The sequence below is a fragment of the Paraburkholderia sp. RAU6.4a genome, assembly GCF_050435625.1.
GTDB classification, from domain to species: domain Bacteria; phylum Pseudomonadota; class Gammaproteobacteria; order Burkholderiales; family Burkholderiaceae; genus Paraburkholderia; species Paraburkholderia tuberum.
In genome coordinates, this window is the sequence record NZ_JBNDKQ010000003.1 from 175,653 (window position 1) to 198,627 (window position 22,975).

A 22,975-nucleotide genomic window follows, 5' to 3' on the forward strand; every position below is an offset into this window, starting at 1 on the left:
GCTCAACGTGTCGCTCCGACGGTCGAGTCTCTCGCTTCCGTGCGCGTGGCGACACGCTTTGCGACAGCCGCGGTGAGTATGGGCGAGACGATGGCCGTCACGACCACGCACGCGGCAACCAGCAGCGTCGCACTTTTGGCGGCTTCAGCGTAGACCGGATTGGCCGCGGCGATCAGCGCCGGCACCGCCGCGCCGTTGCCCGCCGTGTTGGCGGCCGCCACCCCAGCGACACCCGTGCCGCCCGTCAGCCGATCGGTCAGGTAAAGGGGAATGCCCGTGACGATCACCACGGCAATGCCGAGGCCGATGCCCAGCAGGCCCGCTTGCCATACCTTGTGCAGGTCGAGGCTCGCACCGAGCGCCAACGCGAAGAACGGAATCATGACCGGCACGGCGCGGCCAAGAAAGGCGCGCATTTCCCGGTCGAGATTGCCCAGCAGCATGCCGGCCGCCAGCGGCAGGACGCTGCCGACCAGCGTCTGCCAGGGAAACGCCGAAAGCCCGGCCACGCCGAGCGTGACCATGGTGAGGAACGGGCCGGATTCGAGCGACATGATCGTGTACGCGCCGACGTCTTCAGATTTGCCATATTGCCCCATCAACGCCATGTAGAGGCCGCCGTTGGTGTCGTTCATCGCGGCGACCACCGCGAGCGTCGACATGCCGGCGAACAGTCCGGAGGAGACGGGCATCTCGCCAAGAAAATGGCCCAGCACGAAACCGACGACAATCGCCGTCCCCACCTTCGCGGCAAACAGCGCGCCGCCCTTCTTCAGCAGATAGGGCGTCGCCTTGATATCGATGGACGAGCCCATGCACACGTAGAACACAGCAAGGATAGGCAACGCACCCGTAAACAGCGCATTCGTGAAGGAGCCGAAGAATTTCGGCATGCCCGGCAGAAAGGTGGCGATGACTGCGCCGAGCAGGAGCGGGACGATCATCATTCCGCCGGGTACGCGTTCGATTGCGCGCTTGATGGGTAGCTGGGCCATAGTTGTCTCACGGTTGTTTGTGATCGACATGATCACTTTAATGATCGATTCAATCATTTATGAGTCTACGCCCGCCCCTCGCTTCACGCAAATTTTTCTGGAATATCCTCTTTTTGCAGATGGAATTTTGAAAATGATGGTGGAGATGGCTTTCGCCTGAATTGATCGATTCAATCAATTTAGTCAATTTGACGCAACAGGCCTGCAGCCGCAGGCGGGCACATTCGCGCGGCGCACACCTGCCCGCCCCGCCCCATTGCCCCGCCAGCCCGTTTGATTACACTTACGCGATTCGACGCCTTTACACGGCGCACCACCCAGGCAAACCCTCACCATGAAAGTTACGAACCGCCGCGAGGCAATGCTGCAGGCCGTCCTCTCCGGCATGACCGATGTGAGCGCGTTGTGCGAGCACTTCGGCATGTCCGAGGCGACGGTTCGGCGCGACCTGCGCGCGCTCGCCGACGAACGGCGCATCGTGCGCACCTACGGAGGCGCGGCCGCTTCGCTCGGTATTCACGAACCCGAGGAATCGCTCGATAGCCGCCGCGAGAGTTTTCGCGAGCAAAAGGAGGCCATCGCGCGCGCGGCCGTGAGCCATGTGCAGGATGGCGACGCCATCTTTCTCGACGGCGGCACCACCACCGCGGCAATGGCACGTTTGCTCGCCGGCCGTCGCGAGGTTCGCGTTGTGACCAACAATCTGTTGGCCGTCAACACGCTCGCTGCGAGCGAAGTGCCCGTCACGCTGATCGGCGGCGATCTGCGTCCCACCAGCATGAGCACGCTCGGCCCGCTTGCGCAGCTTGCCTTGAGCCGCCTGTCGGTCGACAAGGCATTTCTCGGCGCGGACGGCGTGGTGGCTGACCGAGGCCTCTGCGAGGCGTCAGCGGAGCAGGCCTACCTGAAGGAATGCGTCATCAGGCAGGCTGCCCAACTCTTCGTACTGGTCACCTCGCACAAACTGGACCGCGCAAGCCAGCAATACTGGACACCGCTCGAACGCGAGTGGACGCTCGTGACCGATGCCCGTCGCGACGCACCTGAGATGACCTCATTCCTGTTGCACGGCGAGGTGACCGTCGAGACGACGCGGTAGCATGGGCACATTGACTGCCAGGTATAACGGCTGCATCGAGTCGCTGTTCAACTCGGCCTGCGAGCAATGAAGTCAATTTCGACGAGCGCGTCACGCGCCAATCCGGTTACGCCGATACAGGTCCGCGCCGGCAATCTCCCGGCCGGAAAATAAGCTGCATAGACCGCGTTCATCGTCGCGTAATCCCGTTTGAATTCGGTCAGGAAAATCCGCGCCGAAAGGACATGTTCGAGGCCCAGACCCATCCCCTTCATCACCAGGATCAGATTGTCCATCACTCGTGTCGTCTGGGCGGCCACGCCTTCGGGAAGCGGTGCGTTGTCGTCCTCCGGCGACGTCGGCATCTGGCCTGTGAGAAACACCCAGCCGTCGTGCTCGGTTGCATGGGAGAAAGGGCCTACCGGTGTCGGGCCGCCCTCGACCATCCAGAATTTTGTAGATACATCCATTCGAAGTAACTCCGGAAAAAGGAAAGCACCGTGCGCACCGCTTCGGCAGACCGATCGCGCACGCACGACAAGATGATTATTCCGTGAACAAGGCCTTGCGGATGATCGCGTGCACACCCCAGTTGCCGTCGACGACCTGTGTCACACCAAAGTCGACTGCGACCGACATCAACGAGATTGCTTCGTCTTCGGTAAGGCCCTTGGTCGTCATCAGAAAGCGGCGCGTCTTGATGAACGCGTCACGCATCGCGAGATCCAGCGTCGACTTCTCGTAGACCTTGCTCTGCGCGTGCGTGCCGAATTCAGCCAGATAGTTGGCATGACTGAATCCATGCAGCACCCACTCGTCGTCGGTTTCGACGAGCGGATACGTGAGATCCGCATACGGTTGGCCGGCCAGAGTTGCTCTCTTGTGCAACACCAGTTGGAACTCGCCCGTCAGCGAGCATTCGATCGCCGTCCCACATAGCTCGGAATCGCCCTGCGATGCGTGCGGATCCCCGACCGACAGCAATGCGCCGGGAACACCCACCGGCAGATAGACGCTCGCACCCTGTGCGACGCGCCAGTTGTCCAGGTTGCCGCCGAACGCGGACGGCGGAATCGAGTCGATGAGACCGTCCTGTTGCGGCGCGACCGCGATCAGACCGAAATGCGGGCGCACCGGAATCTTGACACCCTTGAGAATTCCATAATTTTCCTCAACGGTGGAATGATCGACCGGAACGCCCGGATAGTCGATGGTCGGATGCACGACACCGAACGGATCGCATTGTGGCGTCCAGCGGTAGTTGTAGACCGCGCGCGCAAAGGGCGTGCCCTGGTCCGGCCGGGGCTCTGCGTCGAGTTCGTAAATCGTGACGACTTCGCGCGGTTTAGGCTCGGTCAACAATTCACGGTAATGGAAACCCCACCACGCGGCCGCATTGCTGCCGAACGCCCGCCCGCTGAATTGCGGATTCGCGCAGCGCCGCGGATGCACCTCGAGGATCCTGACTTCCAGTATGTCGCCCGGCTCGGCGCCACGTACCGCAATCGGGCCGGTGCAGATATGCACCCCAAACCCTTCGCCTGCGCCTCGACCGTAGATCGATGCGTCGATCGGTCCGGCGCCGCGCCGGTTCACGTTTTTGCGCTCGGCGGTCCAGTGGAACACGCTTTCAGCGCCTGGATCGCCGGCCACCATACGCGCCCAGTCGTCCGACGCATGCTGCGTCAGTGTCTCGATCGTCACGCTATCGCCGCTGTCGACTTCGAGCACCGGCTTCAGGTCGTGTGAGAAATAGCCCCAATGCACCGTGTTGGCCGTTGCACGCAACAGGTGGTGGCGCGGCTTGCCGGACCGGCTGCTGATTGCCTGCCTCGAGCCGGTTCGCGTGTCGACGGGGCGACTGGCCACGATCGCGCCGGCAGCGTCGAGCGTTGCTTCCCGCGCCGCGGCTTGCGCGGGAACCAGCAGCGCATCCGTGTTGAGCGGCAATCCGCGCGAAATGCGCTGCACCACATGCCGGGCCAAATCGAGGCTCGCTTCATGACGGAAGGCGCGCGGCGACGTCTTGTACTGCTCGCGAAACGCACGGCTGAAATGCGCCGGATCGTTGAAGCCCCAACGAAAACAGATATCCGAAATCGACGTCTTTTCGTGGAGCGGATCGACGAGTTCGGCCCTGCAGCGTTCGAGTCGGCTGAGCCGCAAATACGTGGAGAAGCTCTGGCCGGCACTTTCGAACAGCTTTTGCAGGTAGCGCTGCGAGACGCGCTCTTCTGCGGCGAGACGCGTGAGACTGATGTTGGGGTCGCCCAGTTGCGCATCGATACTGCGGCACACGCGCGAGAAGATGGCCGCCTGTGACGATGTCAGTCCGCTAATCGGCGTTTCGCGCTGTTGCACGGACAGAATCGCCACCAGAAACTCGACCAGTGCGAGCTCGAGCGGACGCAGGTCGTTGGCGGACAACATCTCCACGCCTTCCGCAAGCGACGCAAGAAAACCGGAAAACACATGCCCGACACCGACATCTCCGGCGATCCGGCCGGCGTTCATCGACGATGCAAACAGCCGCCCCCTGATCGCCGAGCGCGGTACACGCGCGACAAAAGCGCGGAAATCGGTCGCGAAGAGCAGCGAGGCGCCTTCGCCCGACGGCAGAAAGACGAGGTCGTTCACTGCCAGAGGCTGACGTCCGCTGTTGGCCTGCAGCGTCGCCACACCGTCAAGGTGCAGCACAATCAGCACGCCGTCGCCACCGGCAGCGTTCGGTTCGAGCGTCTGCGCCACCGACGCCAGCAGGCCCAGATCGAAACCGCCGGGCGAGCGCTGCGCGACGATCGTGCCACGCAACGCCCGCACAGAAGCAATCGCACCGCTACGCCACCCCATCGTGTCAAGCGCTTTAACCCACGCGCGAAGCCGTTCGGCCTCCGAATAGGACTCGGTAGTAAAGCGCAGCAAATCCAACGTTGACTCCAGAACAGACGCCCGTCGCACGAGCGCAACGCCCGCTACCCGAGGACAGATTCGACGAGCGGTACGGGTCGCCCAAAAAAGCAATAACCGCACCAACTCGGGTCGGGTGCATCGCGAGGGCGCGGCGGCCCGAGCGCCGGTGGCCGCCCGACCGCGATGATTGCGCGCGCAGGCACCAGCAACGCCCCTGTGCACTGATCTGACGCATACGGGACGCCCGCGCACACGCGCGGCGAATCGCCTGCGGCCCGAGCGGGACGTCTCAGCGGCCGGCGCCGCCGACAAAGACGTTCTTGCGAATTGATCCATGCACACCCCAATTGCCGTCGACCACTTGTGTGACGCCGAAATCCGCGGCGACCGACATCAGCGCAATGGCCTCATCCTCGCTTAGCCTGTGCACGGTCATCAGGAAACGGCGCAGCTTGCGGAACGCGTCGCGCATTGCCTTGTCGAGGCTCGCGTGCTGTGCCACCTCGGTCTGTCCGGCCGGGCCGAGTTCTGCCAGGTAATTGGCGAAAGTAAATCCGTACACGGACCATTGGTCGTCGGTTTCCAGCATCGGGTGCGTGAGGCCTTCGAGAATCGTGCCGCCGAGGTCATTCTTCTTGTGCAGCACGAACTCGAAGTCGCCGGTGAGCGAGGTTTCGATCGCCGTACCGCCAAGTTCACTGTCACCCTGCGCTGCATGAGGATCGCCGACAGAAAAGAATGCGCCTTCGACCGCGACCGGGTAATACATCCGCGCACCTTTTCCGACGCGCCAATCGTCGATATTGCCGCCGGTGTAGCTGGGCGGAATCGAGCTGACATAGTCGAGTTCCGCCGGCGCGAGCCCCATCGTGCCGAAATGCAGCCTGGCCGGCACCTTCACGTTCGGCAGGATGTTCTCGCGTTTGTTCACCCGCGTAGGGTCGACCTTGACGCCCGGGTAATCGATCATCGCGTGGACCACGCCGTCCGGGTCGGTTTGCGGCGTCCACACGTAGTTGTAGACCGCACGCGCAAATGGCTCGCCCGAGGTATCGAGCTCGAAGATCGTCACGACTTCACGGGGCTTCGGCTCCTCGATGAGATCGTGGTAATGAAAGCCCCACGATGCGGCGACATTCGAACCGAAACAACGGCCGCGATAGCACGCATTGCAGCTCGGCCGCGGGCGCACGTCGAGGATTCGCACTTCGAGCACGTCGCCGGGCTCGGCCCCTTCGACCGCGACCGGCCCGGTCAGCAGATGCACGCCGACACCTTCGCCCGACCCAAGCGTAAACGGTCCATCGGTTGGCCCCGCGCCCCGGCGCGGCATGGCCTTGTGCTCGCGAGTCCAGTGGAAGATGCTTTCGGCGCCGGGGTCGCCCGCGACCATCCGTTCGTGGTCGTCGTTGGCATGGTGGGTCAGCGTCTCGATCGTGATCCGGTCGCCGGAACGCACCATCAACGCGGGCGCGACCTGCTTGCTGAAGTAACCCCAATGAACCGTTTCAGGCGAAACCGGGAGTGTATGGTGCTTCATGTCTGTTCGAACCTCGTAAGACGCCCGGCACGAACGGCCGGGCGATGCTGAATGGCGCGCGCCGTCAAGACGCGACTTCGAGCCGGTCGTCCGCGCCCATCACGCTCAGGAATCGAGCTGTCAACGGATGGCGCGGCTGGGTGAGCACTTCATGCGTGGGTCCCTGTTCGACCACCGCGCCGCCGCTCATGAACACGACGCGATCGGCGACCTGATCGGCAAAGCGCAACTGGTGCGTGGAGATGATCATGGTCAGGCCGCCTTCGTCCACGAGCCGCTGAATCACGTCGAGTACCTCGCCGACGAGTTCGGGGTCGAGCGCGGAGGTCGGTTCGTCGAGCAGCAGCACGCGAGGATTCGGCGCCAGCGCGCGGGCAATCGCGACGCGCTGCTGCTGGCCGCCCGACAGATGTCGCGGCAACGCATCCGCGCGATGACTGAGGCCGACGCGTTCGAGCAGTTCGCGCGCGCGGCGCTCGGCGTCGGCCGGTGGCATCCCGTGTACCCAGCGCAGCGGCCCGGCGATGTTCTCGCACGCCGTCAGATGGCTGAATAGATTGAAATGCTGGAACACCATGCCGACGCCGGCACTCGCTCGCTCGTTGGCGAGGTCGCCCTGTGTCATTGGCTGACCGTCGACCCGAAAACCGATGCGCTTGCCGCCGATACGGATTTCGCCGGCATCCCACTGCTCCAGGTGATTGATACAGCGCAGCAGCGTGCTTTTGCCCGATCCGCTCGGCCCGAGCAGCGCAATGACCTCGCCGAAGCGGACCGTGAGGTCGAAGCCGTCGAGCACCGTCTGCTTGCCGTAACGCTTGCTCAGCCCTTTCACCTGCACCGCCGCTTTCTGCTTCTGCAATAGCTCGTAGCGGCTTGCGCGCTCCGCATGGGCCTTGCGCGCAACCGGCACGGGCGCGGCGTCGAGCTGCGCACCGACGGATAGCGTCGCGCTTGCGGCGGAGGGCTCCACGGCGAGCGCGGCCCGGCGCCACGGCAGCAGTCGCGCAAAGCGTCCGGACGGACTGCGATCGAGATCGAGCGCGGTTTCGGCGAATAGCTGGATCGCGGCAATCAAGCCGGTCAGCACGAGATACATCAGCCCGGACGCAAAGAAGATCGAGAAGAAATCAAACGTCGACGACGCGAGTTGCGTGCTGCGCAAGGTCAGTTCGTCGACCGCGATCACGGAAGCCAGCGACGAGTTCTTCAACGCGCTGACCGATTCGTTGCCGAGCGCCGGCACCATGGTGCGGATCGCCTGCGGCGCGATCACACGGCGCAGCAACACGGTCGGCGTCATGCCGAGCGCCTGCGCCGCAAGAACTTGCCCACGGTCGACGCCGAGCACGCCGGAGCGCAGGATTTCCGCGATGAACGGCCCCTCGTTCGCCGCAAGCGCGAGACCCGCGGCGCCCATCGCGCTCAGCTTCAAACCGATGTGCGGCAGCGCGTCGTATGCGAACACGAGTTGCAGGATCAGCGGCGTTCCGCGAAAAATCACCGTGTAGCCGCGTGCGATGACGGCAAGCGGCCCCACCTTGCTCAGTTGCATGCTCGCGAGCACCAGTCCCACGATCAGACCGCCTGCCAGCCCGAGGAGCGTGACTGCGATGGTGAAACCGATGCCGCTTAACAGATACGGCAGGCCGACATAGTGCAGGAACAAATTCATCAGTTCGAGGCAATCAGCTTGGGAGTTTCGAGATTTTCAGCACCAAGCGACCACTTCTTAAGCAGCTCGGTCTGGGTGCCGGACTTCTGGATCGCGACGAGCGCCGCCATTACCGCCGCGCGCATTGCCGGATTCGTTTTAGGTACGCCGATACCGATCGAATACGGCAGTGTCACCGCATTGGCCTTTTCGAGCTGGCCCGGATACGCCTTGACCGCCTGGTCCACCGTATTGACGTCGTTGATGTACGTATCGGCGCGGCCTGAGAGAATCGCCTGGATTGCGTTCGCGTTGTTGTCGTACAGCTGCACGGCGGCTTCCGGCTTATTCGCCGCCTTGCAAGCCGGTGCGAGCTTCTGGATCAGCGGGACTTCGACGTAACCGGTGTTCTCCGCAGCAGTCGTGCCGCACATCGTCTGGTTGATGCCGCTGATTTTCTTCGGATTGCCCTTCGCAACCAGCACGCCGTCGAACACTTTCGAATAGGTGATGAAGTCCGCCGCCTTCGCGCGCTCCTCGGTCGCATAGATATCGGAGATCACGATGTCGGCCTGACCGCTTTGCAGCGTCGCCAGCAGCGCAGAGAACGCGACAGGCTTGTACGCCATCTTGAAGCCGAGGCAATTGCCGATCGCCTCGCCGAGATCGATGTCGAAGCCGATGTATTTCGTCGGATCGTTCGGGTCCAGCGCTTCGTAACCCGGCGTGTGCGGGTTGATCGCGTTGATCAGCGTCTTGCCCTTGAATTGCGGGTATTTCGCCTGCAACGCGGCGCACTCGGCGGGCACCGGCGCGGCGGCTTGAGCGTGACCCGACATCAGCAGCGCCAGCAGACTGGCTGCGCCGAGAAGCAGCTCGCGCCAGCGGCGGCCAAAACCGCCTGCGCGCGGCATGCCACGTCCATGACCGACAATATTTGTGTTCATCCCCATACTCCTGAACGGCAGATGTCAAAGGCCCACCCTATGTACGCCTCGTTGCATCGCACGAGGCCAAGGGTAGGTGAACGAAATTCCGTGGACTTGTTCCAGCGCGCCCAAATGCTTGCACGGGCGCGAAGCAGGACATCAGCGCCGCGAGCGGGTCGATGCTGTCGCACGGCCAGTCGAGTCGGCAGCGCGCCCGGCAAGCTGGACGCTTCGACTGCCGGGCGCAATGCGTCGTACTCAATGCGATGACGCCGTCCCCGCCTGCAGCGTGGCGGCAGGTATTTGCGCTTCGCGCGGGAAGTAGCACGCCGGCGATTTGACGTGCACTTGCTGATTGCCACCGGGCAGGCCCGCATAGTCGACGGTCCGGGTTGTCGCAGTCTGCGCAAGCGGCGCACGGTGAGCCTGTGCCGACGAATAGGCGCAGCCGTTCAGCAGAGCGACGAAGATCAGGCCAACGAGAGTTCGTATCATGAGGAATGTGTCGCGTGATCCGACTCAATGAGCTTCTTTTAGCGCCGCGCTCGAGACCAGCGCATCCGACCTGTTCCACCAGCCGCCGCCGACGGCCTGAAAGAGCGCCACCGTGTCCGCGAGCCTCGCAGCCCTCGCCTGGATCGCGGCAACGTGCGCCGTTTCATAGCTTTGCTGTGCCGTCAGCACGGACAGGTAAGCGATCTCCCCCGTCTGCAGCTTCCGGCGAGCGATATCGAGGCTGCGCGATGCAGCCTGTTCGGCGGCCACGGACGCTTCCAGCGTCTTCGCATCGGCTTGCACACTTTGCAAGACATCGGCAACGTTCTGGAACGCGTTGATGAGCGTCAGGCGGTACTGCCCCGGCCTGCTCGTAGACCGCCTGTGCGGCGCGCTGGCGGTGCAGCAGCGCCCCGCCCTGAAAGATCGGCTGAAGCGCATCGCACTGCAGCGCCCGTTGCTTTTCGAGCGGCGGTACCCGAGCGGAAGCTTGACCTGCGTGGCCACGGCATGTTGCGCAGCGAGCACGAACCCGGCGAAATCGCGGCCGCGCACGTTGGCCTGCACCATGATCACGCGCTGCCCCTGTTCGCGCTCGATCGTCGAAGGACCGGGCTCCATCCGGATGTCGGCGACTTCGGCGAGCGGCACGGCCTTGCCCGCGCCGTTGCTCACGCGTAGCGCGCCGACTCGCGCCACATCAGTGCGGTCTTGCGGCGTCAGACGAACGCGTATGTCGAAGCGGCCATCGTTATTCGAAATCGAGCCAACGGTGCGGCCTCCAAGCGCCTGCACCACGTCGAGCACCTGGCTCGCATTGAGGCCGTAGCGCGCCACCGCATCCCGGTTCACGATGATGCGCAAGTACGGCTGGCCGACCGTCTGTCGCGCTTGCACGTCGGCGGCTCCCGGCACGCGAGCGATCACGCTCGCAATACGCTGCGCGGTAGAGCGCGCCGGTTGCCTGCTCGAGCGCGCTGGCCTGGAGCTCGGTGCGCGCGCCAAGATCGGCATTGCCGGCGGCAATCGCGTGACTCATGCCGGCGACTGCATCGGCGCCATCGCGCACCTGTCCCACGATGTCCGCGAGCGCTTCTCTCATCCGCACGACAGTCGCCATCACCCTAGCCGTATCGCCGGTGCGCAACCCGGCGCGCTGGGAAAGATCGCCGCGCCGAATCGCATCGGCGAACGCGATCAGCTCACGCGGCTCCGCGCCGAGCGAGGGGCCGATGTTGCGCACGACAAGCACCGCAACGCCACCACCGATCACGCACGCAAGTCCGGATAGCGCAAGCATCATCCAGCGGAAATCGACGCTTATCTGACGTGCCTCGGCACCGCCCTGCCGGTTCAGCGCTTCCTGAAAGTCGATCAACTGGTTGATTGCCGCGAGCCACTCGACCAGCGCGGGGCGCGCTTGCTGGAGCAGCACGGTGCGCGCCCCTTCGGTGTCGCCGGAGGTTTGCCGTGCAACTACCTCGTCGATAAACGGCGTGGCCTTGTTGCCCGCATCGATCACGCGCGCCCAGTGATCCGCAATGCCGATAAGGGTGCGCCCTTCGCAGCCGCTATTCGCGCGTCGGCTGAACAGTTCTGTAAGCTCGGCTGCAAGGTGCTTGCTGAAGGTGTCGAAACGGCAGCCCAGCACGACGCATTGCAGAACTGCGGCATCGAACTTGCGCAAGGGTGGCTTTACGGCAAGCCGGCGGCCGTTGCGTCATTGCCAGGCCGCAGATGACCCAACGGCGGGTTCGCAAAACGATTTCGAAAGAACTGGCGCGCACCGAAGCGCACTGAACACCGCCGCCCGCGCACAGCGTTCCGTTGACGCGACAGCTCTATCGTTTAACGCTGATTTCATTCTCACGGTAGGCAGCCGCTCGAACTCCGTTGCATTTTGCCGCTACGCCCGTTTCAGCAGCGACGTATCCACCGGCAACGCACGAATGCGCTGGCCGGTCGCATTGAAGATCGCGTTGCAGATGGCCGCTGAAGTCGGCGGCACGCCCGGCTCGCCAACACCGCCCGGCGGCGCATCGCTCGGCACGATATACACGCGTGTCTCGGGAACGGAATCGATACGGGCAACCTGGTAGTCCGTGAAGTTCGATTGCTCCGACGCGCCGTTCCGGAAAGTGAGTTCACTGTATAACGTGTTGCCGAGCGCCATCACCACCGCGCCCTCGAACTGCGCAATAACCCGATCGGGATTGACGATGCGCCCGCAGTCGACGGCCAGATCGACGCGTGTCACACGCACCGAACCGTCGTCGGCCACCTGCACATGCGCGACCGCCGCCACGTAACTCAGAAAGCTGCGATGTACCGCAATCCCGCGCCCATGCCGCGCCGGCAATACGGTCGACCACCCGGAGCGCACGGCGGCCGCGCGAACCACGGCCGCATGGCGGGCGGTGTCGATCGGATACTCGTCGATCGACGCGCCGTAGTTCGGGTAATCGACCCCTAGTGCATGCAGATCGACATGCCGCGGCGTGCCGAGCAGCGTGAGCAGGTGCTGCACCGGATCCTGCCGCGCGGCCGCGGCAAGTTCATCGACGAACGCCCCTAATGCGAAGCCGTGGGGAATGTTGTATACCGATCGATACCAGCCGATGCGCGTGTGTGCAGAGGCGGCGCCGTTCTCACACCGCACGTTGGCGATGTCGTAAGGCATGTCGGTCACGCCCTGCCCCAGTTCACCCGCCGCCCCGTAACGGACATCAGCCTTGAATGTCGAACTGATCGACGGAAACACCGTGCGGTGCAACCACGCGACCGTCTTGCCTTGCGCATCGAGCCCGCCTTCCATGTGCTGGGCGCACACCGCATGGAAATAGTCATTGTGCACATCGTCTTCGCGAGTCCACGTGAGCTTCACGGGCGCGCCGACCTCGCGTGACAGGAACGCCGCCTCGGCCACGTAGTCAGGCTTGGACTTACGGCCGAAGCCGCCGCCCAATAACGTGACATTGATCGTCACGGCCCGCTCCTGCACGCCGAGCACCTGTGCCACGGTCGTGCGAGCCTGCTGTGGATTCTGCGTCGCGGTCCAGACTTCAACCGCACCGTTCGCATAGGACGCGGTCGCGGCGAGCGGCTCCATCGCCGCATGCGCCAGGTGCGGCACGTAGTAGTCCGCCGAGACATGGTGGGCGGCGCTCTTTAGCGCAGCCGCTGTGTCGCCGTTGTTGCGAACGATTTTGCCCGGCTGCCGCGCGGTGTCCTCGAGCGCCTTGCGATAAGCCTGACTGTCATACGATGCATTCGGCCCAAGGTCCCAGTCGAGCCTCAATTTCCGCCGCCCTTGCATCGCAGACCAGGTGCTGGTTGCCACCACCGCGATGCCGCCCAGCGGCTGGAAACCGGCGGGCAACGGCGCAGCGGGAATGCGGACCACATGCAGCACGCCGGGCACTTTCATCGTTTCGGTCGAATCGACGCTCTTGAGCGTCGCGCCATAGACCGCCGAATGTTCGATCGACGCGTACGTCATTCGGGGCAACACGACATCGATACCGTACGTCGCCCGGCCGTGGACGATGTCGTCGAGATCGACGATCGGCAGCGACTTGCCGATATAGCGCCATGTACCCTCGTCTTTCAGATGCAGCGTGTCACGGCTTGGCACCGGCTGACGCGCCGCCGCCGTTGCGAGCGCGCCGTAGGCGACGCGCCGCCCGCTCGCCGCATGCACGACATGACCCGGCTCGGTGTGACAGGTCGCTGGCGCCACGCGCCATTGCACGGCGGCCGCCGCCACGAGCATCTGCCGGGCCGTGCCCCCTGCTTCGCGCAATGGCTGGAAGAACTGGCGGATGCTGCGCGAGCCATCGGTATTCTGGTCGCCATACTTCGCATCGCCTTGCGCCTGCACGACCTTGACGGCGTTCCAGTCGGCGTCGAGCTCGTCGGCAAGAATCATCGCGAGACTGGTGCGGATACCGGTCCCCATCTCCGAACGATGCACGACCAGAATGATCTCGCCGGACGGCGCGACCGAGACATACACGTTCGGTGCGAAAGCCCCTTTCGCGCCATTCGCGGATGACAGCACGCTCGCCGCGAGCGCGGTGCCCGCGCCGCCGATTTGCAAGCCCAGCACAACCCCACCCGCCAAGGTCCCTTTCAACACCCCTCGCCGGCTCAGATTGACGATTTCGCCCATCACGCCTCCGACGCTGCCGCCTTGATGGCGGCCTTGATGCGTTGATAGGTGCCACAGCGGCAAACATTGCCGGACATCGCTTCGACGATCTGCTCGTCACTCGGCTTCGGCGTCTGCTTGAGCAACGACGCGGCCTGCATGATCTGTCCCGGCTGGCAGTAACCGCACTGCGGCACATTGGCGGCCTTCCACGCGCGCTGCACCGGGTGATCGCCGCCTTTGCCGAGTCCCTCGATGGTCGTTACGGGCTTGCCCTGAACATCCGCCAGTGCGGTCACACACGAACGCACAGCGACACCGTCCAGATGGACCGTGCATGCGCCGCACGCACCGACCCCGCAACCGAACTTGGTCCCGTGCAGCCCGAGCAGATCACGGACTGCCCACAGCAGCGGCATATTCGCATCCGCATCGACGTTGTGATGCACGCCGTTCACAATGAGTTCCATCAACTGATTCCTCGTAGTCGATGCGAACGGCCCAACGTCGTCATGCGCCGTATCGCTTTACCCGCACAAGCCGATCAGGCTCTCGCCTGATAGGCGTTGCACCATCCCGCGCCGCTCACCTGCTTCGCACCGAACAGCGCGCAAAGCGCGCTCGTGTCGGCTGGCTTGCCCTGATAAAACTGGCAATTCGAGCAGTGCTGGTTGGCGCTGAAGCGCGGATATTCCGCGTGATCGACACGCGATGCGTCGGTCCGGTAGCCGAGCGCCTGCGCGGCCGGATCGCCTTCCTGAAGCTGCGTGGGCGCGGCCCACGCAGTGCCGCCGGTCATTGCCAGCGCCGCGGCGCCAACGGTATGCACAATGAAGTTTCGTCGATTGGTTCGCATGTTCAATACACTCCTTTCACGACACCAGAACACGTTGCGGCGGTGCCATAAACTCCGGACCTACCGGGTCCTTGACGAATTGCGAGACGATCGCGTCGATTTGCGCAAAGGCCTCGTCGTCGAGTCGCCAGCCGAACGCGGCTTCGAGTCCGTCCAGTTGCGACGGACGGCGCGCACCCCACAGCGCGATCGTCGGGCCGCGGTCCAGCACCCAGCGCACGGCAAGCGCAAGCACCGACTTGTCGAAGTTATCGCGCGCGAAGACGTTCAGTGCTTTCACAGCGTCGACATACTGCTGACGACGCGGCGCACGGAACTTCGGGTCATGTTGACGCAGATCGTCGCCCTCGAAACGCGTTTCGGCGCCGATGCGCCCTGCCAGCAATCCGCGGCACAGTGCGCCATAGGCGAGTGCAACCAGCCCATGCTGTTTCACATAAGGCAGCACGTCGCGGTCGATGTCGCGTTCAAACAGGTTATAAGGCGGCTGGGTGGCGGACAGCGGCGCCACGCGACGGAACGCGTCCATTTGCGCCGCAGAGAAATTGCTGACGCCAAGCGCGCGAACCTTGCCTTCCTTGCGTAGGTCGTTCAGCACCGCGGCCGTCTCTTCGATTGGCACGAGCGGATCGGGCCAGTGAACCTGGTATAGATCGATGTAATCTGTCCGCAAGCGCCGAAGTGTATCCTCTACTTCGTGACGAATGCGCTCCGGCGAAGCATTGCGAAATACCTTGCCGTCCTGCCATTCGAGAGCGACTTTAGTCGCGATGACTGCCTTGTGGCGATATCCATCGGCCAGTGCTTTGCCGACGATTTCCTCCGACGCGCCGAAGCCGTACGCCGGCGCCGTGTCGATAAGGTTCACGCCGCTGTCGAGCGCCCGGCGGATCACCGCAATCGAGTCCTTCTCATCAGTGCCGCCCCACATCCATCCGCCGATCGCCCACGTGCCCAGGCCGATACGCGATACAGGCGTCGATAAACCCTCAACTTCAATTGTTTCAATAGTCATGCGATGCTCTCTGGTTAAAGCGCCGCATCCATGTCGAATGCGGTCCGAGAAAATGCGACGTGCCAAAAGGACGGGCAAGCGAGTCGATTATTTCAGCCGCATCCGGCGATCACAAGAAGGCACCTGAAGGTTCCATACTTTCCCCATGGAAACAAATTGCTACGACGGCCCTCACGCCGCCGAGAACCCGCAGAAGAAAACCGATGACCTCGCGCGCAACGTCATCGAGCAGATCGCCGACAAGTGGACGATCCTCGTGATCGATGCGCTGGGCACCCATGGCGAGATGCGTTTCTCGCGGCTACGCGACGAGGTGGGGGGCGTCAGTCAGAAGATGCTCACGAAGACCTTGCGGCAACTCGAACGCGACGGTCTCGTCACGCGCTATGTGCATCCCGTGATACCGCCTCGTGTCGACTATCAGTTGACGCCGCTAGGACGCAGTCTGCTCGACAAGATCTGTGGGATCTGGGACTGGGTGGAAGCGCATATGACGGAAATGGAATCGGCGCGACGGCAATTCGATCTCGGCGAAAAGCGTACCGATCGCGCGCCTTCGAACCGTGACGCGGAGTCCGGCTCACAAACGCGCCTGGAATAGCCGAACGCGTTCGCAGCGCGCTTGCCATGGGTGGTCGAGTCGCCGGTGTCTTCCTGAACCGTCTCAAGACACGCGAGGCCGGCCACGATCGATAGCGGCTGTTGCTCGGATTGAAGGCCACCATGAGCGAGGCCGAACTGCATCTCCTGCGTGCCCGGCTGGACGGGATATTCGCAACAAGGCCGCCCGTGGCGAATTGCGCCGCGGCCTGCCCACCGGGATGGGTGTGGGGCGAAGCCGACGGCGAGGTCAGGCTGCACCCCGACGAAGCCGTCGTCGGAGCATTGCGCACCGTGTTCGCACGTTTTGGTGAGGGTTCTGTCGCAGTAAGGCCTTCCACCCGTCTGATTTAAGTGAAGGCATGCACCAATGCGACGCTCGAGCTAGCGACGAAGTCTTTCGGACATCGATGAATTCATCGACCCCACGCGATGAGCCAAGGAATAGCAGACGCGAGAGAGGCCGCCCCCGACACTGTTAGCAGTCCAAGCACGATTTTCCGGAACGCGACTTCACTCATGCCAATGTAAAGCCGTGCGCCGATTACGGATGGGACGACCATTGCCGGCGCCACTACGGCAAACATTGGAAGGTCCGTTGCCGTAATCGTTCCGCTGAAAGTGTACGTGACCATGGTTACCGAAAGTATCGTGAGATTGAAGTTTTGAACGAGCCCGCGCTGATGATCTTTATCGAATCCACGAAGTACGCACCACAGGTTCGGAAATACACCTGCAAATCCCCCGAGGCCGCTCATGACGCCACCCAACAGGCCAACCACGCCGTCGGCCATGGGACCGCCGCGTGAGATTCGCGGCAATCTGGTGGCGAAAAACATGATTGGGCACCATAGCACCAGTAGGGCGCCAAGGAAGGCCTTGAACCGGTTGACGTCCAACACCGGGAGGAGCGCAGCGCCGACCGGAATCCCAATCAAGCCGCCCAGTATGAACGGCAAAAGATCCCGCCAGCAGATCCTTCGACGCACGGTGATAACCGACATGATCTGGCCGGTCAAGGCTCCAAAAATCGCTAGCGGGGCTGCGAGCTGTGGGTCGAGGCTCCATACCCATATGGACATTGCCACAAGGCCAAAAGCAAAGCCAGAGAGCCCCTGAACAAAGCCGCCCGCTGCAGCGCCTACCGCTACGACAATAACGGAGCTGACTGACATGGTAGCGGCCTTCTTCCTGGCTACGAACTGCGATTGATAGATTGCAACCAATGCACGGCATGCGGACCGACGATCAACCCCGTCGATTCAACCTATCCCGCTCTACGACCGAAGCAACCCGCGGATCGCGGCCGACAACCCCGCATCAGGCTTTTCAGGTGGCTTGGCAAAGCTGCCGATTTTCGGGCTGACCGGGCGCAAGCGGCAAAGCGTCTCTGCCTGGCAAACCGCGCTGGATACGCCATCGATGACAGGTACCGGAAGCCTGTCCGCGACCGTTCGCGCGAGACCCGCGAGCGGCGCACCGGCAAGGATTAGCACGTCAGCCCCGTCTTCCTGAACGGCCTGATCGCACAGATCCAGCAACATGGACGCATGGTCATCCTGGACCGTTGAGGCGTTGCGCAGTGGACGATCGAGATGGCGAATACCTGCCAGTCTGCTCAGCATGCCGTATCGATCGACGGACTCGCGATACCAGGCGGTGATGCGCCGCGAGATGGCGATGATGCCGATGCGCTGGCCCATTTGCGCAGCCGTCATCAGCGCAGCCTCGGTCATGCCGACCACCGGCACGTCGAGCACTTCGCGCAATTCGAGGAGACCCGGATCGCCGAACGCCGCGATCATCACTGCGTCGTGTTGTCCAATGCGCTCACCTGCGATGGTTGCTGCCGCGTGAGCACCGAGCAGCGCTTCAAACCGCGTTTCGATATAGGCGACCCCACTCGCCGCCGTTGCCATTTCAATTTGCGTCTCGCTGGCGGCAACATGCCGCGCTTCGGCCTCGATCAAGTCGGTCACGCCGATAGATATATTCGGGTTGATGATCAACAGTTTCATGTTCACTCTCGAAGGATGACTGTCCAGGCGCAGCCACGAGGCGGCGACTAGCCGAAGATCGCGGAAAGATCGACTTCCGTGTCTTCCGGCAGAGAGAGATCAAGAGTTGCCTCGATATGATCGAGATGCGTGATCGCTGCTGCTACCGCCGCAGTCAGATCGCCCCTCTGCATCAGTTCGACGATTTCCGTGTGTTCGTGATTCGGACACGCGGGCACGTTCGGGGAATCGAACAGCAGGATGATCAGACACGTCAGTGACGCGAGTTCCCGCATCAATTTGGTCAGCGGCGGGCTGCCGACCATCTCGGCGATCAGGAGATGAAATTCGCCAGACAGGCGAATGACGGCGTGCTTGTCGCCCTTGTCGCGAGCCGCCCTCTCCTTCGCAATATGCGCGTGCAGCCGGCGGAAATCGTCCTTGTCCGCGCGCTCGACCAATGTGCGAATCAGCGCTGGCTCCAGAATGCGGCGAGCCTGGAAGATATGACGTGCGTCATGCACCGATGGACTGGCGATATAAGCGCCGCGATTCGGAATAGTCGTCACGATGCCTTCGTGCGTCAGCCGGGCAAGCACCTTACGAATTTGCGTGCGGTTCACCTTGAATACGCCTGCCAGCTTCTCTTCCACCAGCTTCGTACCCGGGACGAGCCGGTGCTCCATCACGGCCGTCAGGATGCGCCTGTAAATGGCATCGAGCTTGTCGTCATCGACGCCCAGTATCTGTTCGGTGCTGCGCGCCTTGCGCGAGCGTGGCTCTTTCTCGGTCAACACTTCGGGCACCCTCGTCAAGCATGTTTGTGTCGATGCAATTGTAGATTGTTACAAAACAAATTGGAATTGTTCAACTGTGCACTGCCATTGTTCAGCAGCACCATGTGCGCGCTTAACAATACTCGGCCGCACCTGAAGAGTGCCGCCGACGCGTCAACGCTTGACTTCCGCCAAGGCGGCCACGCGAGGATCACGAACTGGCAGATACTGCGCCGGTCGCGGCTCACCCGCAATTCAGACCGCCGAGACGACTAAACCAGACGAAGATTGGCACATGAGTTGCTTTGTCTGTCACAACGACAATCTATTTTGTGACAAAAAAGGAATCTCCTGATGCAGCTTGCCCGTCTGTCTTTCTCTACGCTGAGGCGTGCCGCCCGGGCGCTCGTCGCACCCGTCATGATGGCCGTCGCACTCGCCCCGACCGCCGGCCATGCGACGGACGCCGATCCGGTACAGCTTGGATACGCGAAGTGCGCGCATTGCACGCCATTGTCGCTGACTCCCCAGTACGCAACTGGCGTGAAATTAACCGCGGTGCCGTTCAACACGGGCAACGACGTGCTTACCGCGCTACTGTCGAAGAGCATCGACATCGCGCAGGTCACCTACCTCCATTACGTGACCGCACTCGACAAGGGGTTCAAGGTCGTGGCTGTCTCCGGCCAGATCAACGGCGGATCGCGCATTCTGGTAGCGAACAGCCTTCCGGTTCAGCCGGGCGACTGGGACGGCCTTAAAAAGCTCATCATGGAATACAAGAAGGAAGGCAAGCCTTTCCGCGTCGCCGCCTCCCGCGGCAATGCGCAGGATATCCATATGCGTGGCGCGTTTCTAACGCACGGCATCGATATCAACAAGGACGTTCAGTTCATCAACATTCCGAATCCGTCCGATCACGCTTCAGCGCTCCGCCGTGGTGAGGTCGAACTGATCACGTCGGTCGAGCCGTTCGCGACGCAGATCAGTGCCGTGAAAGCCGGCAAGTTCTTCGCCTTTCCGTACGACCAGGCTGCGGGCAAGCTGACCAACCTGATCGTCACGCGCCCGGACGTGATCGAGACCAACCCCCAGGGTGTGCTCGAAACAGTCCGTGCCATCGTCAAGGTCGATGAACTGATGGCGGGTAACAAGCCGCTTTTTATCGACACGATCCAGAAAGTGACCGGTCTCGACAAGGAGATCGCGACGGGTGCGGTACAGAACCTTGATCCGGACTACAAGATGTATCGCACCTCGGCAGTGGCCATTGCCAAAATGATGCACGACCTGAGGTACGTGAACTCGGACGTGAGCGACGCGGTCCAGAAGAACCTCGACTACAGCTTCCTGGAGAAGGTGACCGGCAAGCCCAAGGCTCAACTCGGCTATTAATTCGGATCGCGTGATGACATCGATAACTTCATCGCGTTTCTACCGGCACATCGAGCGGGGCATTGTCCCGGTACTGCTGATCGCCGGCTGGGAAGCGTTCTCACGCTCAGGCATCCTACCGGCGGCGCTGCTGCCCGCGCCTTCGCAGGTGCTGATCGCCTGGGCTGACTGGATCTTTTCGACCGATGGCAACACTCAGACCTATTCGGGCCACTGGATCTTCGACATTGCGGCGAGCGCCGGCCGCGTGTTCGCGGGGTTTGGAATCGCCACGGTAATGGGTGTCGCAATTGGCATGGCGATCGGGTGGTCGCGATCGGTCGAGTCGCTCGTCGAGCCGACATTGCAGACGCTGCGCCCGGTTCCGCCTGTTTCATGGATTCCGCTCGCGATCATCTGGTTCGGCATCGCCAACAAACCGGCGATCTTCCTGGTGTTCATGGGCTCGTTCTTCCCCATACTGCTGTCGACGATCCATGGCGTCAAAACCTGCGACCGTAACCTGCTGAGAGCGGGCGCGATGACGGGCGGCACGGGCTCCATGCTGCTGCGTCACATCGTCTTCCCGGCGGCACTTCCCAGCATCTTCTCCGGTCTGCGCATCGCCATTGGCTCCGCGTGGATGCTGACGGTGACCGCTGAGATGGTCGCGGTCAAAAGCGGCGTCGGCTATGTACTCTGGGACGCCTACTACTTCCTTCGATACGACGTCGTCATCGCGTCGATGGTCAGCATCGGCCTGCTGGGCTTCCTGAGCGACTACGTGATCAAGGCAATCTCCGCGCGCGTCCTGCGCTGGCAACGGGGTTCCACACTGCAGGCACGGGAGCGCTGAAAACATGGCACTTATCACAATCGATCGCGTCTCGCGCACCTTCGAAGACACAAAACGCAAGCAGACCGTTACCGCGCTCGATAACGTCAGCCTGAGCGTCGAGCGCAACGAATTGCTGTGTCTGCTCGGCCCAAGTGGCTGCGGCAAGTCGACGTTGCTCAACATGATTGCGGGCTTCGACAAGCCTACTGCGGGCACCGTCAGCGTAGGCGGTTCGGTCGTCGAGGAGCCCGGCGCCGACCGTGGCGTCGTCTTTCAGCAAGCCAACCTGATGCCATGGCTACCCGTGTGGGAAAACGTCGCCTTCCATCTGAAGATGCGTAACGTGGGGAAGTCCGAGCGACGCGAGCGTGCACAGCGATACATTGAAATGGTGGGGCTGAAAGGCTTCGAAAACCATTTCCCGAGCGAGTTGTCGGGAGGTATGAACCAGCGGGTCGGCATCGCGCGTGCGCTCCTGATGAATCCGGAAGTGATTCTGATGGACGAGCCATTCGGCGCGCTCGACGAGCAGACCAAGATGGATATGCATGCCGAACTGATCCGGATCTGGCGCGAGAGCCGCAGCACGATTGTTTTTGTGACGCACGGAATCGACGAATCGCTTGCACTCGGCACGCATGTCGCAGTGATGTCGGCGCGGCCGGGACGCATCCGCGAACTGCTGCCCATCGAGCTGGAACGGCCTCGCGATCCGACCAGCGCAACATTCAACGACTACAAGCGCCACATCCTGTCCTTGCTGCGTCCCGAAACCGTGGCGGAGCTGGTTTGATGACAACCTTTGTCACAGGAAGCAGCGGCTTTGTCGGACTGGCGCTGACCGAGCGGTTGCTGGCCGAGGGCGAAACGGTCATCGGCTTTGATTGCAGCGCGCCGCGCGATGCCGCGTTGCGCGCGTTCGCCGCCCTGCCCGGCCGCTTTGTTGCCCTGACCGGCGATACCCGCGACATCCGTGCGCTGACAGATGCGATGCGTACGCACCGGCCATCGCGTCTGGTCACGCTGGCAGCGATCACTGCGGATGCCGCCCGCGAGCGCGCCATGCCGCAGACCATCTTTGACGTCAACGTCGGCGGCGCACTTGCCGCGCTCGCTGCGGCAGCGGCAGTGGGCGTCGAAAGGATGGTGCATGGCAGCTCCGGCTCAGTCTACGGTGCCAGCGGCCGGCAGAACACGCATCAGCTTAGCGAAGATCTGACGCCGCTGTTACCCGAGGCGCTTTACGGCGTCTCTAAGCGAACCGCTGAAGAAGCCGTGCTGCGGCTTGCACGGCTGCATGGGCTCTCGCTGACCATTGGCCGTATCGGCACATGCTTTGGACCCTGGGAAGCCGACTCGGGCGTGCGCGACACGCTTAGCGCACCGCTCCAGGTACTGGAACGGGCACGCAGAGGCGAGACGGTCGTGCTGCCGCGCACTCATCGCCGCGACTGGCTGTACGTGCGCGATGCGGCGGCAGCGCTGGCTGCATTGCTCGCGCAGTCAGCGCTTGCGCACGTCGCATACAACGTGGCAGCAGGTTTCGAATGGAGCGTTGCCGACTGGTGCGACCGGCTTGCAGCAAGGTATTCCGGCTTCGATTGGCGGATCGCCCGCGAAGGCGACGTGCCCAACATCGATTACTACGCGGACTACGATCGCGCGTCGATGGATATTACCCGCCTTCTAAACGACACCCCATTCGTCCCGCAATACGACCTCGCTGCCGCGGAAGCGGACTTCGATCGATGGATAAAACGCTGATTCC

The 22,975-nt window shown here is 62.6% G+C and carries 24 protein-coding genes; 9 read left to right on the forward strand and 15 right to left on the reverse strand.

What is annotated here, in order from left to right; translation table 11 throughout:
* Positions 1–2 precede the first annotated feature (2 nt).
* Positions 3–995 carry a 2-keto-3-deoxygluconate permease gene (locus OKW40_RS25280; protein WP_026226515.1) on the reverse strand — a complete coding sequence of 331 codons (993 nt, stop codon included), beginning with the start codon at positions 993–995 and terminating at the stop codon, positions 3–5.
* 334 nt (positions 996–1,329) lie between these two features.
* Between OKW40_RS25280 and OKW40_RS25285 the strand changes: the two genes are divergently transcribed.
* The gene (locus OKW40_RS25285) at positions 1,330–2,094 is read left to right on the forward strand and encodes a DeoR/GlpR family DNA-binding transcription regulator (protein ID WP_429492257.1); all 765 of its coding nucleotides are present in this window, start codon (positions 1,330–1,332) and stop codon (positions 2,092–2,094) included.
* 47 nt (positions 2,095–2,141) lie between these two features.
* Here the strand turns inward: OKW40_RS25285 and OKW40_RS25290 are convergent, their stop codons facing one another.
* The 7 genes from OKW40_RS25290 to OKW40_RS25320 all read right to left on the reverse strand — a co-directional run bounded on the left by OKW40_RS25290 (position 2,142) and on the right by OKW40_RS25320 (position 10,498).
* Positions 2,142–2,543: a RidA family protein gene (locus tag OKW40_RS25290; RefSeq protein WP_184050423.1), complete on the reverse strand. Its 402-nt coding sequence runs from the start codon at positions 2,541–2,543 to the stop codon at positions 2,142–2,144.
* Between the two features lie 76 nt (positions 2,544–2,619).
* Positions 2,620–5,001 (reverse strand): acetamidase/formamidase family protein, encoded by a 2,382-nt coding sequence (locus OKW40_RS25295; protein ID WP_429492260.1) that lies wholly within the window; start codon positions 4,999–5,001, stop codon positions 2,620–2,622.
* A gap of 271 nt (positions 5,002–5,272) precedes the next feature.
* Positions 5,273–6,523, reverse strand: a complete 1,251-nt coding sequence (locus tag OKW40_RS25300) for an acetamidase/formamidase family protein (RefSeq protein ID WP_429492262.1) — start codon at positions 6,521–6,523, stop codon at positions 5,273–5,275.
* Positions 6,524–6,587: 64 nt separating this feature from the next.
* A complete protein-coding gene (locus OKW40_RS25305) occupies positions 6,588–8,198 on the reverse strand; it encodes an amino acid ABC transporter permease/ATP-binding protein (protein ID WP_429492264.1) in 1,611 nt (536 codons plus the stop codon).
* Positions 8,198–9,124 carry an ABC transporter substrate-binding protein gene (locus OKW40_RS25310; protein ID WP_187619524.1) on the reverse strand — a complete coding sequence of 309 codons (927 nt, stop codon included), beginning with the start codon at positions 9,122–9,124 and terminating at the stop codon, positions 8,198–8,200. The genes OKW40_RS25305 and OKW40_RS25310 overlap by 1 nt, the downstream gene beginning before the upstream one ends.
* Positions 9,125–9,364: 240 nt before the next feature.
* Entirely contained in the window at positions 9,365–9,601 is a 237-nt protein-coding gene (locus tag OKW40_RS25315; protein ID WP_184050433.1) for a hypothetical protein, read from the reverse strand.
* A gap of 24 nt (positions 9,602–9,625) precedes the next feature.
* The gene (locus OKW40_RS25320; RefSeq protein ID WP_429492266.1) at positions 9,626–10,498 is read right to left on the reverse strand and encodes an efflux RND transporter permease subunit; all 873 of its coding nucleotides are present in this window, start codon (positions 10,496–10,498) and stop codon (positions 9,626–9,628) included.
* Between OKW40_RS25320 and OKW40_RS25325 the strand changes: the two genes are divergently transcribed.
* Positions 10,455–10,892: a hypothetical protein gene (locus tag OKW40_RS25325; RefSeq protein ID WP_429492268.1), complete on the forward strand. Its 438-nt coding sequence runs from the start codon at positions 10,455–10,457 to the stop codon at positions 10,890–10,892. The genes OKW40_RS25320 and OKW40_RS25325 overlap by 44 nt on opposite strands.
* A gap of 240 nt (positions 10,893–11,132) precedes the next feature.
* Positions 11,133–11,342 (forward strand): EAL domain-containing protein, encoded by a 210-nt coding sequence (locus OKW40_RS25330; RefSeq protein WP_429353547.1) that lies wholly within the window; start codon positions 11,133–11,135, stop codon positions 11,340–11,342.
* Between the two features lie 165 nt (positions 11,343–11,507).
* Here the strand turns inward: OKW40_RS25330 and OKW40_RS25335 are convergent, their stop codons facing one another.
* From OKW40_RS25335 to OKW40_RS25350, 4 genes are all read right to left on the reverse strand, one after another.
* Entirely contained in the window at positions 11,508–13,772 is a 2,265-nt protein-coding gene (locus OKW40_RS25335; RefSeq protein ID WP_429492270.1) for a molybdopterin cofactor-binding domain-containing protein, read from the reverse strand.
* Positions 13,772–14,224, reverse strand: coding sequence for a (2Fe-2S)-binding protein (locus OKW40_RS25340; protein WP_026226223.1), 453 nt, complete (start codon positions 14,222–14,224; stop codon positions 13,772–13,774). Before OKW40_RS25340 ends, OKW40_RS25335 begins: the two co-directional genes overlap by 1 nt.
* Before the next feature lie 71 nt (positions 14,225–14,295).
* Positions 14,296–14,607 (reverse strand): high-potential iron-sulfur protein, encoded by a 312-nt coding sequence (locus OKW40_RS25345; RefSeq protein WP_184059819.1) that lies wholly within the window; start codon positions 14,605–14,607, stop codon positions 14,296–14,298.
* Between the two features lie 16 nt (positions 14,608–14,623).
* Positions 14,624–15,622 (reverse strand): aldo/keto reductase, encoded by a 999-nt coding sequence (locus OKW40_RS25350; RefSeq protein ID WP_429492272.1) that lies wholly within the window; start codon positions 15,620–15,622, stop codon positions 14,624–14,626.
* 145 nt (positions 15,623–15,767) lie between these two features.
* Between OKW40_RS25350 and OKW40_RS25355 the strand changes: the two genes are divergently transcribed.
* Both OKW40_RS25355 and OKW40_RS25360 read left to right on the forward strand, forming a co-directional pair.
* Positions 15,768–16,223: a winged helix-turn-helix transcriptional regulator gene (locus OKW40_RS25355; protein ID WP_184050443.1), complete on the forward strand. Its 456-nt coding sequence runs from the start codon at positions 15,768–15,770 to the stop codon at positions 16,221–16,223.
* Positions 16,224–16,345: 122 nt separating this feature from the next.
* Positions 16,346–16,576, forward strand: a complete 231-nt coding sequence (locus OKW40_RS25360; RefSeq protein WP_221309100.1) for a hypothetical protein — start codon at positions 16,346–16,348, stop codon at positions 16,574–16,576.
* A 62-nt stretch (positions 16,577–16,638) separates the two neighbouring features.
* Here OKW40_RS25360 and OKW40_RS25365 read toward each other — a convergent pair whose 3' ends face one another.
* From OKW40_RS25365 to OKW40_RS25375, 3 genes are all read right to left on the reverse strand, one after another.
* On the reverse strand, positions 16,639–17,397 hold the full coding sequence (locus OKW40_RS25365) for a sulfite exporter TauE/SafE family protein (RefSeq protein WP_429492274.1): 759 nt from the start codon (positions 17,395–17,397) through the stop codon (positions 16,639–16,641).
* 102 nt (positions 17,398–17,499) lie between these two features.
* On the reverse strand, positions 17,500–18,240 hold the full coding sequence (locus OKW40_RS25370; RefSeq protein WP_429353542.1) for an aspartate/glutamate racemase family protein: 741 nt from the start codon (positions 18,238–18,240) through the stop codon (positions 17,500–17,502).
* A 47-nt stretch (positions 18,241–18,287) separates the two neighbouring features.
* Complete coding sequence (locus tag OKW40_RS25375) at positions 18,288–19,016, reverse strand: GntR family transcriptional regulator (RefSeq protein ID WP_429353541.1); 729 nt, start codon at positions 19,014–19,016, stop codon at positions 18,288–18,290.
* A gap of 333 nt (positions 19,017–19,349) precedes the next feature.
* Between OKW40_RS25375 and OKW40_RS25380 the strand changes: the two genes are divergently transcribed.
* From OKW40_RS25380 to OKW40_RS25395, 4 genes are read left to right on the forward strand one after another with little or no spacing between them, the layout of a single operon-like run.
* Positions 19,350–20,390 (forward strand): ABC transporter substrate-binding protein, encoded by a 1,041-nt coding sequence (locus OKW40_RS25380; RefSeq protein WP_429353540.1) that lies wholly within the window; start codon positions 19,350–19,352, stop codon positions 20,388–20,390.
* Positions 20,391–20,403: 13 nt separating this feature from the next.
* The gene (locus OKW40_RS25385) at positions 20,404–21,225 is read left to right on the forward strand and encodes an ABC transporter permease (RefSeq protein WP_429492277.1); all 822 of its coding nucleotides are present in this window, start codon (positions 20,404–20,406) and stop codon (positions 21,223–21,225) included.
* Between the two features lie 4 nt (positions 21,226–21,229).
* Positions 21,230–22,000, forward strand: a complete 771-nt coding sequence (locus OKW40_RS25390) for an ABC transporter ATP-binding protein (RefSeq protein WP_184050455.1) — start codon at positions 21,230–21,232, stop codon at positions 21,998–22,000.
* A complete protein-coding gene (locus tag OKW40_RS25395) occupies positions 22,000–22,971 on the forward strand; it encodes an NAD-dependent epimerase/dehydratase family protein (protein ID WP_429492279.1) in 972 nt (323 codons plus the stop codon). The genes OKW40_RS25390 and OKW40_RS25395 overlap by 1 nt, the downstream gene beginning before the upstream one ends.
* The last annotated feature ends 4 nt before the right edge of the window (positions 22,972–22,975 follow it).

Excerpts from the sequence above, each read along its gene's own strand:
- OKW40_RS25335 (WP_429492270.1), bottom strand. The coding sequence starts at position 13,772 with ATGGGCGAAATCGTCAATCTGAGCCGGCGAGGGGTGTTGAAAGGGACC.
- OKW40_RS25360 (WP_221309100.1), top strand. The coding sequence starts at position 16,346 with ATGAGCGAGGCCGAACTGCATCTCCTGCGTGCCCGGCTGGACGGGATA.
- OKW40_RS25280 (WP_026226515.1), bottom strand. The coding sequence starts at position 995 with ATGGCCCAGCTACCCATCAAGCGCGCAATCGAACGCGTACCCGGCGGA.
- OKW40_RS25370 (WP_429353542.1), bottom strand. The coding sequence starts at position 18,240 with ATGAAACTGTTGATCATCAACCCGAATATATCTATCGGCGTGACCGAC.
- OKW40_RS25345 (WP_184059819.1), bottom strand. The coding sequence starts at position 14,607 with ATGCGAACCAATCGACGAAACTTCATTGTGCATACCGTTGGCGCCGCG.
- OKW40_RS25300 (WP_429492262.1), bottom strand. The coding sequence starts at position 6,523 with ATGAAGCACCATACACTCCCGGTTTCGCCTGAAACGGTTCATTGGGGT.
- OKW40_RS25390 (WP_184050455.1), top strand. The coding sequence starts at position 21,230 with ATGGCACTTATCACAATCGATCGCGTCTCGCGCACCTTCGAAGACACA.
- OKW40_RS25305 (WP_429492264.1), bottom strand. The coding sequence starts at position 8,198 with ATGAATTTGTTCCTGCACTATGTCGGCCTGCCGTATCTGTTAAGCGGC.
- OKW40_RS25395 (WP_429492279.1), top strand. The coding sequence starts at position 22,000 with ATGACAACCTTTGTCACAGGAAGCAGCGGCTTTGTCGGACTGGCGCTG.
- OKW40_RS25355 (WP_184050443.1), top strand. The coding sequence starts at position 15,768 with ATGGAAACAAATTGCTACGACGGCCCTCACGCCGCCGAGAACCCGCAG.
- OKW40_RS25385 (WP_429492277.1), top strand. The coding sequence starts at position 20,404 with ATGACATCGATAACTTCATCGCGTTTCTACCGGCACATCGAGCGGGGC.
- OKW40_RS25365 (WP_429492274.1), bottom strand. The coding sequence starts at position 17,397 with ATGTCAGTCAGCTCCGTTATTGTCGTAGCGGTAGGCGCTGCAGCGGGC.
- OKW40_RS25325 (WP_429492268.1), top strand. The coding sequence starts at position 10,455 with ATGATGCGCAAGTACGGCTGGCCGACCGTCTGTCGCGCTTGCACGTCG.
- OKW40_RS25285 (WP_429492257.1), top strand. The coding sequence starts at position 1,330 with ATGAAAGTTACGAACCGCCGCGAGGCAATGCTGCAGGCCGTCCTCTCC.
- OKW40_RS25350 (WP_429492272.1), bottom strand. The coding sequence starts at position 15,622 with ATGACTATTGAAACAATTGAAGTTGAGGGTTTATCGACGCCTGTATCG.
- OKW40_RS25310 (WP_187619524.1), bottom strand. The coding sequence starts at position 9,124 with ATGAACACAAATATTGTCGGTCATGGACGTGGCATGCCGCGCGCAGGC.
- OKW40_RS25290 (WP_184050423.1), bottom strand. The coding sequence starts at position 2,543 with ATGGATGTATCTACAAAATTCTGGATGGTCGAGGGCGGCCCGACACCG.
- OKW40_RS25380 (WP_429353540.1), top strand. The coding sequence starts at position 19,350 with ATGCAGCTTGCCCGTCTGTCTTTCTCTACGCTGAGGCGTGCCGCCCGG.
- OKW40_RS25315 (WP_184050433.1), bottom strand. The coding sequence starts at position 9,601 with ATGATACGAACTCTCGTTGGCCTGATCTTCGTCGCTCTGCTGAACGGC.